Here is a 13,958-nt window from a genome sequence, read left to right as displayed (position 1 = left end):
GTGGATCAAGTGCTCGGTGGAGAGGGGCGGCGGTGGCCAGGAGGAAGAGCGGCAGGCGGAACGGCGACGCGGCGCCCCGGCGGCGCCGTCGGCCACTGCGCGTGGTGCTGATCGGCCTGCTGGTGCTCGCGGCGGTCGCGGTCGGCCTGTTCTGGCTGCGCGACCAGAAGCTGACGCCGGAGGGGTGCTCGGTGAAGACCCCGGCCGGCGAGGGGACGCTGGAGGTCCCGCAGGCGGCCAACGCCGCGACGATCGCCGCCGTGGCGCACGCGCGCGGCCTGCCCGACCGGGCGGTGACGATCTCGCTGGCGACGGCGATGCAGGAGTCCAAGATCCGCAACCTGACGGGCGGCGACCGCGACTCGGTCGGGCTGTTCCAGCAGCGGCCCTCGCAGGGCTGGGGCACGGTGGAGCAGATCTCGGACCCGGTCTACGCGACCAACAAGTTCCTGGACGGCCTGGTCAAGGTGCCCGGCTACACCCGGCTGCCGCTGACCGACGCCGCCCAGCAGGTGCAGAAGAGCGGCTACCCGCAGGCGTACGCCAAGCACGAGACCAAGGCGACGCTGCTCGCCTCCGCCCTCACCGGCCGCGAGGCCGCCTCGCTCAACTGCGTGGTGCACGACTTCGCCGCCCCCGAGTCGGACGAGGACACCGCCTCGCCCGGCGCCTCCGGGGCGCCCTCCGCCTCCCCCGCCGCCCGGCCGGACCGGACGCAGGCGCTGACCGACCGGGTGCGCCGCGAGTTCGGGCGGACGGTCACCCCGGCCGCCGGCTACAGCTCCACCATCAAGGGCGCCGAGAACGCCGTCTCGCTGACCCCGGACCCGGCCGCCAGCACCGACGCCGGCCCGGAGGCGGAGCGTCAGAACGGCTGGGAGGTGGCGCACTGGGCGGTGACGCAGGCCCAGAAGCTCGGCATCGAGACGGTCGCCTACGACGGGAAGATCTGGCGGAAGGGCAAGTCCGAGGACGGCTGGAAGCCGCAGCCGACCGGGACCTCGACCAAGCTGGTGCTGGTCACCCTGGCCGCGCCCGGCAAGAGCTGACGCACTGGTGTCCGGGTTGCCGCTGAACGGGTGAAACCGGTCAACCGCGGTGGACGCCGGACCGGCCGGGGCCGACCTGGTGCAGAACCGTCACTGCCCTTGGCGCACCCGGTGTCCGGCCGGTCCGTCGGGACATCTCCGGTCCGGTGGCAGCGGCCATACGATCCGATCGTCGGTCAGGTCTGTTCCTTGCACCGGCCGAAACCTTCTGGCTTCTCAAGCGGTAATGACGTCGTCCGCCCGGCGGACGGGACGGACCCAAGACCCTTCGAGGAGCCCCATGTCTCACCCCCTCACGCGCCGGATCGCCCAGGCCGCGCTGCTCGTGGCGGCCGGCGCGACCCCGCTGGTCGCGGCCGGCTCCGCGTCCGCCGCCGACGCCCTGCTGCCCAAGTCCGACCTGGCTGCCCCGCTGGGCCAGCTGACCAACACCGACGCGGGTTCCACCCTCCAGCACACCACCCACGAGCTGGGCCGGGCCGCCGGTGACACCGGTGCGGCCACCGTCGCCGCGGGCGTGCCGGCCACCGCCGACGCCACCGGCAACATCGTCGCCCACCAGCTCCCCGAGGCGAACGAGAAGGCCGGCTCGCTGACCGCGCCGGTCGACAAGACCGCCGCCACCACCGGCCAGCTCTCCGCGCTCACCCCGAAGGTCGCCACCGCGCTGGCCGACAAGGCCGGCGAGGCCGTCACCGGCGCCCAGGCCCCGGCCGGCCGCAGCGCGGGCGCGGGCGCCAACCCGGTCGGCGGGCTCTCCCAGACCGCCGGACTGACCCAGGGCCTGCCCGGCACCGGCTCGCTCACCGGCGCCGTCCCCGGTGCCAACGCCCTGACCGACGCCCTGCCGCTCGGCGCGCTGCAGCGTGCGCTGCCCGCCGAGGCCACCTCCGCGGTGCCCGGCGCCGACGTGCTGGGCCTCGCCGAGCACGGCTCGGCCAACCGCCTCGGCGGCGCGGACCTCGGACCGAACTCCCCGCTCTCCGGCCTCAGCCCGATCACCGGCCTGCTCGGCGCCATCGGCGGCGGCGGCCTGGGCGGCCTGCCGATCGGCTGATCCACGCCGATCCGCTCTGATCCGCACTGATCCACGCCGGTCCGCTCTGACCCGCACCGATCCGCACTGATCGCGGCGGAGCCCGGTGACGACGGGAGGGGTCGGTGTCCTGCTGGACACCGGCCCCTCCCGTTCGTGCGTGTTCAGCCGCGCAGCCGCTCCACGGCCGCCGCGACCCGCTCGTCGGTCGCGGTGAACGCGACCCGGACGAAGCGACCGCCGGCCGGACCGTAGAAGTCACCGGGCGCCACCAGGATGCCCAGCTCCGCCAGTTCGGCGACGGTCTCCCAGCACGGCCGGTCCTGGGTCGCCCACAGGTAGAGGCTCGCCTCCGAGTGCTCGACCCGGAAGCCGTACGCCTCCAGCGCCGCCCGCAGCGCCGAACGCCGGGCCGCGTAGCGCGTCCGCTGCTCGGCCACGTGCGCGTCGTCCCCGAGCGCCGCGACCGTCGCCGCCTGGACCGGCGCCGGGACGATCATGCCGCTGTGCTTGCGCACCTCCAGCAGCTCCCTGACCACCACCGGGTCGCCGGCCACGAAGGAGGCGCGGTAGCCGGCCAGGTTGGAGCGCTTGGAGAGCGAGTGGACGGCCAGCAGGCCCTCGTGCGACCCACCGTCGGCGGCGGACCCGCAGACGTCCGGGTGCAGGACGGAGACCGGGTCGGCCTCCCAGCCCAGCTCCAGGTAGCACTCGTCGCTGACCAGCAGCACCCGGTGCTCCCGCGCCCACGCCACCGCGCGGCGCAGCTCGTCCTTGCCGAGCACCCGGCCGGTGGGGTTGGACGGCGAGTTGACCCAGAGCAGGCGGACCCGGGAGCCGTCCAGCTCGTCCACCGAGTCGTACTCGACCGGCTCGGCGCCGCAGAGCCGGGCGCCCACCTCGTAGGTCGGGTAGGCCAGGCGCGGGTAGGCCACCTGGTCACCGGGGCCGAGGCCGAGCTGGGTCGGCAGCCAGGCCACCAGCTCCTTGGAGCCGACGGTCGGCAGGACGGCCTGCGGGCCGATCTCGGCGCCGACCCGGCGGCGCAGCCAGCCGGCGACCGCCTCGCGCAGCTCCACCGGGCCCCAGACCGTCGGGTAGCCGGGCGTGTCGGTGGCGGCGGACAGCGCCTTCTGGATCACCTCCGGCACCGGGTCGACGGGGGTGCCCACGGAGAAGTCGCAGAGCCCGCCCGGGTGGGCGAGGGCGGTGCGCTTGTACGGCTCCAGCTTGTCCCAGGGGAAGACCGGCAGGACGTCGGAAACGCGGCGCGCCGCTCCCGGATGGCCCGGGAACGGCGCGTGCGTGCTGTTCTTGGTGCTCACAGCTCAGTTGCCACCGATCGGGTCAGTGGCCGGCGTTCTGCGGCGGCAGAGCGGCGATGAACGGGTGGTCGCGCTCGATCAGGCCGAGCTTCGAGGCACCACCGGGCGAACCGAGGTCGTCGAAGAACTCGACGTTCGCCTTGTAGTAGTCCTTCCACTCCTCGGGAGTGTCGTCCTCGTAGAAGATCGCCTCGACCGGGCAGACCGGCTCGCAAGCGCCACAGTCGACACACTCATCCGGGTGGATGTAGAGCGATCGCTCGCCCTCGTAGATGCAGTCAACCGGGCACTCTTCGATGCACGCCTTGTCCTTGACGTCGACACAAGGCTGCGCGATGACGTAGGTCACGCTGTCGTTCCTCCTCGGAAGGGCTCGGCGGCCCATTCTGTTTTGCTCGCGTGCGCGGGTGAGCGCGGCGTCGTCGATGCCCGCCCCTAGTATCGCGGGTCGGAGACCGCAAATGCACAGGAGGTGGCCAGATGGTCGTCGACGGACCGGTCCAGGACCGCCCCGAGGTCCGGATAGACCGCTCTGACGTGGGACGACGCGTGTCCGTTCGGCGTGTCGCGGAGTTCGCGGACGGCCGCCCCGTGTTCCGCGATGTGATCGGCGTACTCACATCGTGGGACGATCGTGGGCTGACCGTCGAGCCGCGCAGCGGCGGTCCGGTCTCCTTCGACGAAAGGCTGCTGGTCGCGGGCAAGGTGGTGCCGCTCTTCCCTGCGCGGCGTGCCCCGCTCCCGGGCGTGTCGCCGGTGGAGCTGCAGCGGATCGCCGCGCGCGGCTGGCCCGCCGTCGAGCAGGAGCCGCTCGGCGAGTGGACGCTGCGCGCCTCGGCCGGCTTCACCCGGCGGGCCAACTCGGTGCAGGCACTGGGCGACCCCGGGGTGCCGCTGCCCGAGGCGCTGGCCGCCGTACGGCGGTGGTACGCGGCGCGCGGCCTGCCGGCCTGGGTCGAGGTCGTCACGCCAGGCGCGCCGGAGGACCTGCGGGCCGAGCTGGACCGGCTGGGCGCCGCGTACGCGCCGACCCTGGTCCGGGTGGCCGAACTGGCGCCGCTGAGCAGGACCGGGGACAAGGCCGCCCGGGACCGGGTGCGGCTGGCGCGGACCGCCGGGCCCGACTGGACGTCACTGTACCGGCGGGTCACCGGCGAGCCGGCGGTCGAGGAGGCCGCCCGCGCGGTGCTCCACGGCGGCCCCTCGGTCTGGTTCGCCACCGTCCACGACACCTGGGGCTGCGGGACCGAGGGCGACGACACCCCGCCCGTCCTCGCCATCGGACGCTGTGTCATCGACGGCCCCTGGGCCTGCTTCGGCGCCGTCGAGGTGGCGCCGTGGGCCCGCCGCCGGGGCCTGGCCACCGCGGTGATGGCGGTGCTCGCCGCCCGGGCCGCCGAGGAGGGCGCGACCGCCGGCTACCTGCAGGTCGAGGCGGAGAACGACGGTGCGATCGCGCTCTATGACGGAATGGGCTTCGAGACCAGTCACACTTACCACTACGCCCGCCTCCCCGAGGCCTAGCCCGCACCCGCACCCGCACCCGCCCAGCAGCCCCCTCCGTCCGCCCGTACGAAAGCCGTCGCAGCCACCGTGACCGAGCAGAGCAGAGCACGCTTCCGGACCGAGGCCCGGGCCGAGCACCCCGATCCGGTGCTGCTCTGCCTACTCGCCGCCGCCGAGCACCCCACCCTCCCGGAGCCGGACGACCTCGGCGAGGCGCCCACCCCGGAGGCCCTGCTGGCCGCCTGCGAGGCCGCCCTGGAACGTCACGCCGCCGCCGTCCGGCGGGCGGTCGCCGAGCGCGCGCCGGCCGGTCCGGAGGAGACCGCCGCGCTGCTGGCCGCCGTCCTGGGCGGGCGGGAGCGGTTCCACGGGCGGCAGTCCGACTACCGGCGGCTGGAGTCCTCGCTGCTGCCGGAGGTGCTGCGGCGGCGGCGCGGGCTGCCGATCATGCTGTCGCTGGTCTGGATGGCCGTCGGCCGCCGGGCCGGGCTCACGGTGCACGGCATCGCCCTGCCCGGCCACTTCATCGTCGCGATCGGCGGCCCGGGCGGCGGCGACGAGTACGTCCTGGCCGACCCGTTCCACGGCGGGCGGCTGCTCGACCCCGAGGACGCGGCCCGCCTGGTCCACTCCGCCGGGCGGGAGTTCGCCCCCGAGCTGCTCACCCCCGCCCAGCCGCTGGACGTCGTGCTGCGGGTGCTCGGCAACATCCGCGCCTGGGCAGCCGATCGCCCCGAGCACGCCCGCACCCAGCTCTGGGCCGCCGAGCTCGCCCTGCTGCTCCCCCGTCACCCCGCCCAGCTGCGGCTGGAGCGCGCCGAACTGCTGGTGCGCACCGGGGACTTCCTGGGCGGCTCGGCCGAGATGGACGCCTACGCGGAGATCCTGGACGCCTTCGACCCGGACGCCGCGGCCAGGGTCCGGCTGGACGCCCGGGCGGCGCGGCACCGGCTCAACTGACCCGCCGGCTCACAACCAGCCCTTCTCCCGGGCGATCCGGACCGCCTCGGTGCGGTTGCGGGCCTCGGTCTTCTGGATCGCCATCGAGAGGTAGTTGCGCACCGTCCCCTCGGAGAGGTGCAGCCGGCGGGCGATGTCCGCGTTCACCGCGCCGTCCGCGGCGGCCGCCAGCACGTCCCGCTCCCGGGCGGTCAGCGGGTTGGCGCCCTCGGCGAGCGCCGCTGCGGCCAGCGCCGGGTCGATCACCCGCTCGCCGCGCAGCACCCGGCGGATCGCCTCGGCCAGTTCGGCGGCCGGGGCGTCCTTCACCAGGAACGCGTCCGCGCCGGACTCCATCGCCCGCCGCAGGTAGCCGGGGCGGCCGAAGGTGGTCGCGATCACCACCCTGGTCTGCGGCCGCTCCTTGCGCAGCAGCGCCGCCGCCTCGATGCCGGTCATCCCGGGCATCTCGATGTCGAGCACGGCGACCTGCACGTCGTGGGCGACCGCCGCCGCGACCACCTCGTCGCCCCGGCCGACCTGCGCGACGACGTCGATGTCCCCCTCCAGCCCGAGCAGCGCGGCCAGCGCCTCCCGGACCATCCCCTGGTCCTCCGCGAGCAGCACGCGCACGGAGGCCGGGGCACCGTCGTTCCGAATCTCACTCATGGGGTCAGACCCTAAGGCGTGTCCGCCCGGTGGGGCCCGGGCCGGCCCGGAGGGACGCCCCGGCGGCCTCAGCCGGCCGGGGCCGCCGGGGCCGGGACGGTCCGCAGCGGGACCAGCGCCCGCAGCCGGAAGCCCTTCCCGCGCTCCCCGGGCCCGGTCTCCAGCCGGCCGCCGACCAGCGCCAGCCGCTCGTCCAGGCCGGAGAGCCCGTTCCCCGGGGCGGACTTGCCCGGCCCCTTGCCGTTGTCGGTGATCTCCAGGACGGCGAACCGCTCGCCGTCGCCCTCCCAGGCCTCGTCCGCCCGCACCGTGCAGAGGGTGGCGCCCTCGCCGTGCCGGACGATGTTGGTGACGGCCTCGCGCAGCGCCCAGGCCAGCGCGCCCGCCTCCTCGGTGGCCAGCCCCGGCCAGGCCTCGACCAGCTCCGGCGCCGCCTCCAGGCCGACCTGCGCGGCCGCCAACGCCGTCCGGGCGGCGGCCAGTTCGACCGGCAGGGTGGGCCGGCGGAACCCGGTCACGGCCTCCCGCACGTCGATCAGCGACTGCCGGGCCACGTTCTCGATGTCGGCCACCTGCGCCCGGGCCGCCTCGTCCTTGCCGGCGTCCATGAACCGCCCGGCGAGCTCGCTCTTCAGGGTGATCAGCGACAGCGAGTGCCCGAGCAGGTCGTGCAGGTCCCGGGCGAGCCGCAGCCGCTCCTCGGAGGCGGCGAGGTGGGCGACGGCGGCCCGGGCCTCGCGCAGCTCCCGCATGGTGGCGACCAGCCGCTGCAGCCCGGTCATCGCGACGCCGGACAGGAAGGCGGTGAGCGCGATGGTGGGGATGTCGCCGCGGTCGGCGTGGCTGAGCAGCCCGACCACGACGGTGAGGCCGGCCATGCCGCCCACCCCGGCGAGCGCGTAGCGCACCGGCGCGATGATCGCGACGGCCACCGAGGCGTAGGTGAACAGCGTGAGCCAGGCCGTTCCCAGGGTGAAGGCGGCGACCACCGCGGTCAGCACCAGCCCCGCGACGACGGCCCGGCCCGCCATCGGCGCCGCCGCGGCCTGGGAGCGGATCACGACCAGGCTGGCGTAGCCGGTCACGAACCCGGTGAGCGCGATCCAGCCGACCACCGTGGCGGCGGTGCCGTGGCCGCCGTGCAGCAGGTCGCCCACCGGGTAGAGCAGGTAGACCATCCAGAGCAGCATCCAGCTGACCTTGACCAGCAGTTGGCGCCTGGTCTCCACCGGGGAGCCCGGGATGGTCATGAACGAGGTACGCGCCACGCCCACCTCCGGATGTTCGTCGGACGGGTGGGCGTGGGGCGTTTCGGGCATGCTGGCCATCATGCCCGCCGGGTGTCCCGGCGGTACAGCGCGGCGGCGGCCGCGACGAAGACCACCAGGAAGCCGGCCAGACCCGCGACGGCGCCCAGGTCGAGCGCGTGCCCGGGCTGGGTGAAGGTGGCCAGCTTGTTGTAGAGGTACACCGGGTTGAACCGGGCGAAGGTCTCCAGCGTGCCGCTCACCGGGAACCACGTCCCGCCGAACAGCGCCAGCGCCATGTAGGTGATCATCACGATGGTCTGCACCGAGTCCGGCGCCGCCGCGTAGCCGAGCGCCACCCCGAGCGCCGCGAAGACGAAGCTGCCCAGCCAGAGCGCGGCCACCAGGCCGACCCACCGGCCCGCCCCCAGCTCCACCCCCTGGGAGGCGCCGACGGCGAAGACCACCAGGATCGCGGGCAGCGTGGTCACCGCGCTGGCGGCGATCTTCGCCACGGTGTACGCCCGGCCGGGCAGCGCGGTCAGCCGCAGCTGGCGGGTCCACCCGCTCTTGCGCTCCAGCGAGATCCGCTGCGCGCTGCCGGTCAGCACCGACCCGACGGCGCCGAAGGTGGCCATCGAGACCATGAAGTAGGTCTTCACCGGGAGACCGCCGGCCAGCCCTCGGGCGCCGTAGGCGTTGATGAAGAAGACGTACATCAGCGCCGGGTAGAGGACCGTGAAGAGCAGGTACTTCCTGTTGCGCAGGGTGCGCAGGATCTCCAGGCGGATCAGGGTGGTCATCGCGCGGCCTCCGTCGCGAACTCGCTGCTGTCGGCGGCGTCCTGCTCGCCGGTGATGGTCAGGAAGGCCTGCTCCAGGCCGAGGCCGGTGACCTCCAGACCGCGCGGGTACAGGCCCGCGCGGTAGAGCCCGGCGACGCCCGCGTCGGCGTCCGCGGTCCGGATCCGGACCGTCCGCACCCCGGGCACCCGGGCGGTGACGTCGAGGGCCAGCACACCGGGCAGGGCCCGCAGCGCGGAGTCGTCGAACGGGCCGTCGGCGTCGTGCAGTTCGAAGGTGATCCGGCGCGCCCCGGCCTTCGCCTTGATCTCGGCCGAGGAGCCGTCGGCGATCAGCCGGCCCCGGTGCAGCACCAGCACCCGGTCGGCGATCGAGTCCGCCTCCTCCAGGTAGTGGGTGGCGAACAGCACCGTGCGCCCGACGTCGGCCTGGGCCCGCATGCTCGCCCAGAACGCCTTGCGGACGGAGACGTCCATGCCGGTGGTGGGCTCGTCGAGGACGATCAGGTCGTTGGCGCCGGCGATCGCCAGGGCGAACCGCACCCGCTGCTCCTGGCCGCCGGAGAGCCGGTCGACCCGGCGCTCGGCCAGCTCGGTGATCCCGGCGTCGGCGAGCACCTCGCCGACCGCCCGGCCGCGCGGGTGCACGTCGCAGGCCAGCCGGACCAGTTCGCGGACCTTGACGTCGGCCATCAGCCCGCCGCTCTGCAGCATCGCGCCGACCCGGCCGGCCGCGATCGCGGCCCGCGGGGCCCCGCCGAACAGCTCGACGGTGCCGTGGTCGGGCTCGCGCAGCCCGAGCAGCAGGTCCAGGCTGCTGGACTTGCCGGCGCCGTTGGGGCCCAGCAGGGCCACCGTCTCGCCCGGCCGCAGGACGAGGTCGAGGCCGTCGACCGCGCGCACCCGCCCGTAGCTCTTGCTGACGTTCCGGAAGGCGGCTACCTCGGTGCCCATCGTCCCGGTCCTCTCCCCTGGTGGTGTCCTTCGCACCACCTCAGAGTCCCGCGCGCGGGGGCCGCGGCGTCAGTGCCCGCCGTCGTGCCTTCGGCATGACGGATGTCATACCGGCGGCCGGGGCCCGGACCGCCGGGCACCGGCCGCCGGAGCCGCAGGTCGGTGCGCGGCCCGGGCCCGGATCGGGCCCGGGCCGCGCACCCGCTCAGATCCCGAGCGACTTCTTCACGAAGTCGACCTGGAGCAGCAGCAGGTTCTCGGCGACCTCCTCCTGCGGGGTCATGTGGGTGACGCCGGAGAGCGGCAGCACGGTGTGCGGCCGTCCGGCGGCCAGCAGGGCCGAGGAGAGCCGCAGGGTGTGCGCGGCCACCACGTTGTCGTCCGCCAGACCGTGAATGATCATCAGCGGCCGCTCCAGCCCGGCCGCGTAACCGCCGAGCGAGTTGGCCGCGTACACCTCGGGCCGCTCGGCCGGGTGGCCCAGGTAGCGCTCGGTGTAGTGGGTGTCGTACAGCTCCCAGTCCGTCACCGGGGCGCCGGCCACGCCCACGTGGAAGACGTCCGGGCGGCGCAGCACGGCGAGGGCCGCGAGGTAGCCGCCGTACGACCAGCCGCGGATCGCCACCCGGCCGAGGTCGAGCGGGAACTCCCCGGCGAGCGCCTGCAGCGCGTCCACCTGGTCGTCCAGGGTGGCGCCGGCGAAGTCGAAGGCGATCGACTTCTCCCACGCGGGCCCGCGCCCGGGGGTGCCGCGCCCGTCGGCGACGACCACCGCGAAGCCCTGGTCGGCGAACCACTGCGAGTTCAGGTGCGGGTTGTGCGCCTGGACGACGCGCTGGCCGTGCGGGCCGCCGTACGGGTCCATCAGGACCGGCAGCAGGCCGTCCCGCTCGCGGTCGTAGCCGGTGGGCAGGAAGACCGCGGCGGGGATGCGACGCTCGCCGGCGAAGCGGAAGACCGGCCGGGCGGTGATCACCGGGGTCTCGGCGTAGGACTCGATGGTGGCGACGTCGTCCACCACCACGCCGTCCGGCAGGTCGCGGGCGACCTGCACCAGCGTGCCGGGCAGGTCGGGCTCGGCGGTGGCCCGGACGGTGATCCCGGCCGCGTGCACCGCGGTGCTGACGGAGGTGAACGGCCGGCCGTTGGCGGCCTCCCAGGAGAGCCGCTTGCCGTCGTGGCCGATCCGGCCGACCCCGATCCAGCCGGGCTCGGGGTCGGTCTCCGCGGCGCCGCCGGAGGCGGTGAAGAAGACCTCCTCCGCGGTCACCGCGAGCACGGCGCGCAGGTGCAGGTCCGCCCCCGTGACGGCGTGGTCGCCGACCACCAGCGCCCGCACCCCGTCCTCCCCCGCGGTGTCCGAGATCCGCACCAGCTTGCCGTCCGGCGTCCAGGCCGGGACGCCGGTGAACAGCTCCAGCCAGACGTCGTCGCGCTCCTCGTGCAGCACCTCGGTGGCACCGGTCTCCACGTCCACACCCAGGATCCGCTGGCTGCGCTGGTCGCGGGCCTGGACCAGGAGCAGCGGCACCCCGCCGGTGGACCAGTGCACCCGGCCCAGGTACGGGAAGGCCTCGCGGTCCCAGACGACCTCGGTCCGGCTGCCGTCCAGGCCGAGGAGCCAGAGGCCGGTCTCGGCGTTGGCGGTGCCGGCGGCGGGGTAGGCGACCTCGGCCGGCTCGCTGCCCGGGTTGGCCGGGTCGGCGATCCACCAGCGGCCGACCGGGCTGTCGTCGGCCCGCTCGACCAGCAGCCGGTCGCTCTGCGGGGACCACCAGAAGCCGCGGTCGCGGTCCATCTCCTCCTGGGCGATGAACTCGGCCTGGCCCCAGGTCACGTTCGGGCCGTCGGGCTGGGCGAAGGCCCAGTCGGCGGTGCCGTCGGTGCGGGTGAGCCGCAGCTCGCCGGCGGTGTTGGCGTACGCGACGAAGGCGCCGTCCGGGGAGGGGCGCGGGTCCAGCAGCGGGCCCTCGGCGGGCAGCTCGGTGCTGCTGCCGGCCACCAGGTCGGCGAGGAAGAGCCGGCCGGAGAGGGCGAAGGCGGCGACCTTGCCGGCGCCGTCCAGGGCGTAGCCGACGATGCCGGCCGAGCCCTCGCGGCTGCGCTCGCGGCGGGCCTTCTCGGCCGGCGAGAGGTCCTCCTCGCCGCCGCCGAGCAGGGCCGCCGGGTCGGCCGCGACCCGCTCCTCGCCGGTGGCGGTGTCGAGGGTCCAGAGCAGGTTCGCCCGGTCGCTGCCGGACCGGGAGCGCAGGAAGACGACCCGGGAGCCGTCGGATGCGACGGCGAAGGACCGGGGCGCGCCGACGGTGTAGCGCAGGGTGCGCGCGTACTGCCTCGGGAAGGTGTCCGCAGGGGTGTGGGAGGTCATGGGACCGACCTTATGACGTCAGGGCGCCGCTGCCCGGTGGATCGTGATCACTCGTTCGGAGCATCGGCCCCGGGTGCCCGCCGAAGGGGTCCACACCCCTTCCGACCGGCCCATGCGCCCCATTTGTGCCACGATGCCCCGGCGTGTGCAGACTCACGGTGCGTAACGCGCCCCTCACCCATCGGGTATGACTGGTCCCAGGAGTGATCGTCGGGCCCCGTCCCGGGCCCCGGTCACCCGACCGCAAGTCCCGCACGGTCCCGACCGTCGCCCCCGCCAGGGGGCGGCGCACCCGAGAAGGGGTGTGAGCCGCCATGGCTTTGTCCATCTCCGCAGCCATGCTGATGCTGGTCATCGTGGTGGTGCTGATCCGCCGCTCCGGACTGAAGCTCGCACACGCGATCATCTGCGCGCTGCTCGGCTTCTACCTGGCGTCCAGCTCCATCGCCCCCTCGATCAGCGAGGTCACCAGCAACCTCGCTGGGATGATCAACGGCCTGAAGCTCTGACCCCGCGCGGCCGCTGGTTAGGCTTCCTCCCATGACCCCGACTAGCGGCCGCAGCCTGCTCCTGGTGCACGCCCACCCCGACGACGAGTCGATCGGCAACGGCGCCACCATGGCCCGGTACGCCGCCGAGGGCGCCCGCGTCACCCTGGTGACGTGCACCCTCGGCGAGGGCGGCGAGGTGATCCCGCCCGAGCTGGCCCGTCTGACGGCGGACCGGGACGACACCCTCGGCGCCCACCGGATCGGCGAGCTGACCGCCGCGATGCGCGAGGTCGGCGTCACCGACGTCCGCTTCCTCGGCGGCCCGGGGCGCTACCGCGACTCCGGCATGATGGGCGTGCCCGACAACGACGTGCCCGGCTGCTTCTGGCGGGCGGACGTTGACGAGGCGGCCGGCCACCTGGTCGCGGTGGTCCGCGAGGTGCGGCCGCAGGTGCTGGTCACCTACGACGAGAACGGCGGTTACGGGCACCCCGACCACATCCAGGCGCACCGGGTGGCCATGCGCGCGCACGAGCTGGCCGCCGATCCGGCCTACCGCCCCGAGCTGGGGCCGGCCTGGCGGATCGCCAAGGTGTACTGGAACCGGATGCCCCGCTCGGTGATCGAGCGGGGCCTGGCCGAGACCGCCGCCGCGGCGCCGTTCCCCGGCACCGCCGGGCCGGCGGACGTCCCGGGCGTGGTGGACGACGCCGCGGTCACCACCGTCCTGGACGGGGCCGCGTACGCCGGCCGCAAGGCGGCCGCGATGGCCGCGCACTCCACCCAGATCACCATGGCCGGGGCCTTCTTCGCACTCTCCAACGACCTCGGACAGCCGCTGATCGCCACCGAGTACTACCAGCTGGTGCGCGGCCAGGCCGGGCCCCGGCTGCCGGAGGACGACCTCTTCGCCGGCCTGGGCGCCGCCGACCACGCCGCCGACCCCGGTGACGCCGCCGACCCCACCGCCACCGACCGCCCCGTCGAGGAGAGCGCCCGATGACCGAGCCCGCCGACGCCCGGCCGCCGCGCCGCTCGATCCCGGCGGCCGTCCTGGGCACCCGGGACGAGCGCCTGAAGGAGTCCCAGCCCCCGCGGGCCGGGCGGATCGCGGCTTATGTCCTGTTCTTCCTGCTGGGCTTCGCAGTCTCCGTCTGCGGAGCATTTGTGCAGGCCTTGTGGCCGCCCGTGGGAGTGCTGCTGGCACTCGCGGCGACCGGCGCCACCTTCTACGCCGGCCTGCGGATCACCGGGACCAGGCTCGGCGCGGCGGCCCCGGCGGCCGGCTGGTTCCTGGCCCTGCTGTTGCTGATGGTCCCTCGGCCCGAGGGGGACAATGTCCTCTGGACCAATGCCACGTCGCTCTCCTGGCTGTTCGTCGGATCGATCCTGGGCGTGATCTGCGCCACCCTGCCGACCCGCACCAGCTGGTTCCCCGGGGTCCCCGGCCCGCCGCGCTGACCGCCCCGCACGGCCTCGCACCGCGGCCCGTACGACGCGCAGTCAGGGCCACGCGGCCGTACTCTCATACCGGAGGAACCGGACGTATCAGGTTCTATCCGAACCAGTTCA

At 74.7% G+C, this 13,958-nt stretch carries 14 protein-coding genes; 7 read left to right on the top strand and 7 right to left on the bottom strand.

Annotation, left to right across the window (positions count from 1 at the left end; all coding sequences use genetic code 11):
* Positions 1 to 32 precede the first annotated feature (32 nt).
* Positions 33 to 1,049, top strand: a complete 1,017-nt coding sequence (locus RMN57_RS24015; protein ID WP_313765398.1) for a hypothetical protein — start codon at positions 33 to 35, stop codon at positions 1,047 to 1,049.
* Between the two features lie 280 nt (positions 1,050 to 1,329).
* Positions 1,330 to 2,106 carry a hypothetical protein gene (locus RMN57_RS37105; RefSeq protein WP_380234665.1) on the top strand — a complete coding sequence of 259 codons (777 nt, stop codon included), beginning with the start codon at positions 1,330 to 1,332 and terminating at the stop codon, positions 2,104 to 2,106.
* A 143-nt stretch (positions 2,107 to 2,249) separates the two neighbouring features.
* Here RMN57_RS37105 and dapC read toward each other — a convergent pair whose 3' ends face one another.
* Both dapC and fdxA read right to left on the bottom strand, forming a co-directional pair.
* Positions 2,250 to 3,410 carry a succinyldiaminopimelate transaminase gene (dapC, locus tag RMN57_RS24005; RefSeq protein WP_313765397.1) on the bottom strand — a complete coding sequence of 387 codons (1,161 nt, stop codon included), beginning with the start codon at positions 3,408 to 3,410 and terminating at the stop codon, positions 2,250 to 2,252.
* 22 nt (positions 3,411 to 3,432) lie between these two features.
* The gene (gene fdxA / locus RMN57_RS24000; protein ID WP_238950001.1) at positions 3,433 to 3,759 is read right to left on the bottom strand and encodes a ferredoxin; all 327 of its coding nucleotides are present in this window, start codon (positions 3,757 to 3,759) and stop codon (positions 3,433 to 3,435) included.
* Positions 3,760 to 3,959: 200 nt separating this feature from the next.
* Here fdxA and RMN57_RS23995 point away from each other — a divergent pair, with 200 nt between their 5' ends.
* On the top strand, positions 3,960 to 4,934 hold the full coding sequence (locus RMN57_RS23995) for a GNAT family N-acetyltransferase (RefSeq protein ID WP_313765396.1): 975 nt from the start codon (positions 3,960 to 3,962) through the stop codon (positions 4,932 to 4,934).
* Between the two features lie 69 nt (positions 4,935 to 5,003).
* Complete coding sequence (locus RMN57_RS23990; RefSeq protein WP_313765395.1) at positions 5,004 to 5,876, top strand: transglutaminase-like domain-containing protein; 873 nt, start codon at positions 5,004 to 5,006, stop codon at positions 5,874 to 5,876.
* Between the two features lie 9 nt (positions 5,877 to 5,885).
* Here the strand turns inward: RMN57_RS23990 and RMN57_RS23985 are convergent, their stop codons facing one another.
* The 5 genes from RMN57_RS23985 to RMN57_RS23965 all read right to left on the bottom strand — a co-directional run bounded on the left by RMN57_RS23985 (position 5,886) and on the right by RMN57_RS23965 (position 11,895).
* A complete protein-coding gene (locus tag RMN57_RS23985) occupies positions 5,886 to 6,524 on the bottom strand; it encodes a response regulator transcription factor (protein ID WP_313765394.1) in 639 nt (212 codons plus the stop codon).
* A 68-nt stretch (positions 6,525 to 6,592) separates the two neighbouring features.
* Positions 6,593 to 7,843 (bottom strand): histidine kinase, encoded by a 1,251-nt coding sequence (locus RMN57_RS23980; RefSeq protein ID WP_313765393.1) that lies wholly within the window; start codon positions 7,841 to 7,843, stop codon positions 6,593 to 6,595.
* An 8-nt stretch (positions 7,844 to 7,851) separates the two neighbouring features.
* The gene (locus tag RMN57_RS23975) at positions 7,852 to 8,574 is read right to left on the bottom strand and encodes an ABC transporter permease (RefSeq protein WP_313765392.1); all 723 of its coding nucleotides are present in this window, start codon (positions 8,572 to 8,574) and stop codon (positions 7,852 to 7,854) included.
* On the bottom strand, positions 8,571 to 9,527 hold the full coding sequence (locus RMN57_RS23970) for an ABC transporter ATP-binding protein (protein ID WP_313765391.1): 957 nt from the start codon (positions 9,525 to 9,527) through the stop codon (positions 8,571 to 8,573). The genes RMN57_RS23975 and RMN57_RS23970 overlap by 4 nt, the downstream gene beginning before the upstream one ends.
* Positions 9,528 to 9,732: 205 nt before the next feature.
* Positions 9,733 to 11,895: a prolyl oligopeptidase family serine peptidase gene (locus tag RMN57_RS23965; RefSeq protein ID WP_313765390.1), complete on the bottom strand. Its 2,163-nt coding sequence runs from the start codon at positions 11,893 to 11,895 to the stop codon at positions 9,733 to 9,735.
* 314 nt (positions 11,896 to 12,209) lie between these two features.
* On the opposite strand from RMN57_RS23965, the gene RMN57_RS23960 reads away from it, so the two are divergent.
* From RMN57_RS23960 to RMN57_RS23950, 3 genes are read left to right on the top strand one after another with little or no spacing between them, the layout of a single operon-like run.
* The gene (locus RMN57_RS23960; RefSeq protein WP_238949974.1) at positions 12,210 to 12,404 is read left to right on the top strand and encodes a DUF2304 family protein; all 195 of its coding nucleotides are present in this window, start codon (positions 12,210 to 12,212) and stop codon (positions 12,402 to 12,404) included.
* Positions 12,405 to 12,435: 31 nt separating this feature from the next.
* Positions 12,436 to 13,389 (top strand): N-acetyl-1-D-myo-inositol-2-amino-2-deoxy-alpha-D-glucopyranoside deacetylase, encoded by a 954-nt coding sequence (gene mshB / locus RMN57_RS23955; protein ID WP_313765389.1) that lies wholly within the window; start codon positions 12,436 to 12,438, stop codon positions 13,387 to 13,389.
* Positions 13,386 to 13,847, top strand: coding sequence for a DUF6113 family protein (locus RMN57_RS23950; RefSeq protein ID WP_313765388.1), 462 nt, complete (start codon positions 13,386 to 13,388; stop codon positions 13,845 to 13,847). The genes mshB and RMN57_RS23950 overlap by 4 nt, the downstream gene beginning before the upstream one ends.
* Positions 13,848 to 13,958 lie beyond the last annotated feature (111 nt).

Source organism: Kitasatospora sp. CM 4170, assembly GCF_032110285.1.
Classification (GTDB): Bacteria; Actinomycetota; Actinomycetes; order Streptomycetales; family Streptomycetaceae; genus Kitasatospora; species Kitasatospora aburaviensis.
The sequence above is the reverse complement of the archived record's forward strand: the minus strand, read 5'-3'. Positions and strand labels throughout refer to the sequence as shown.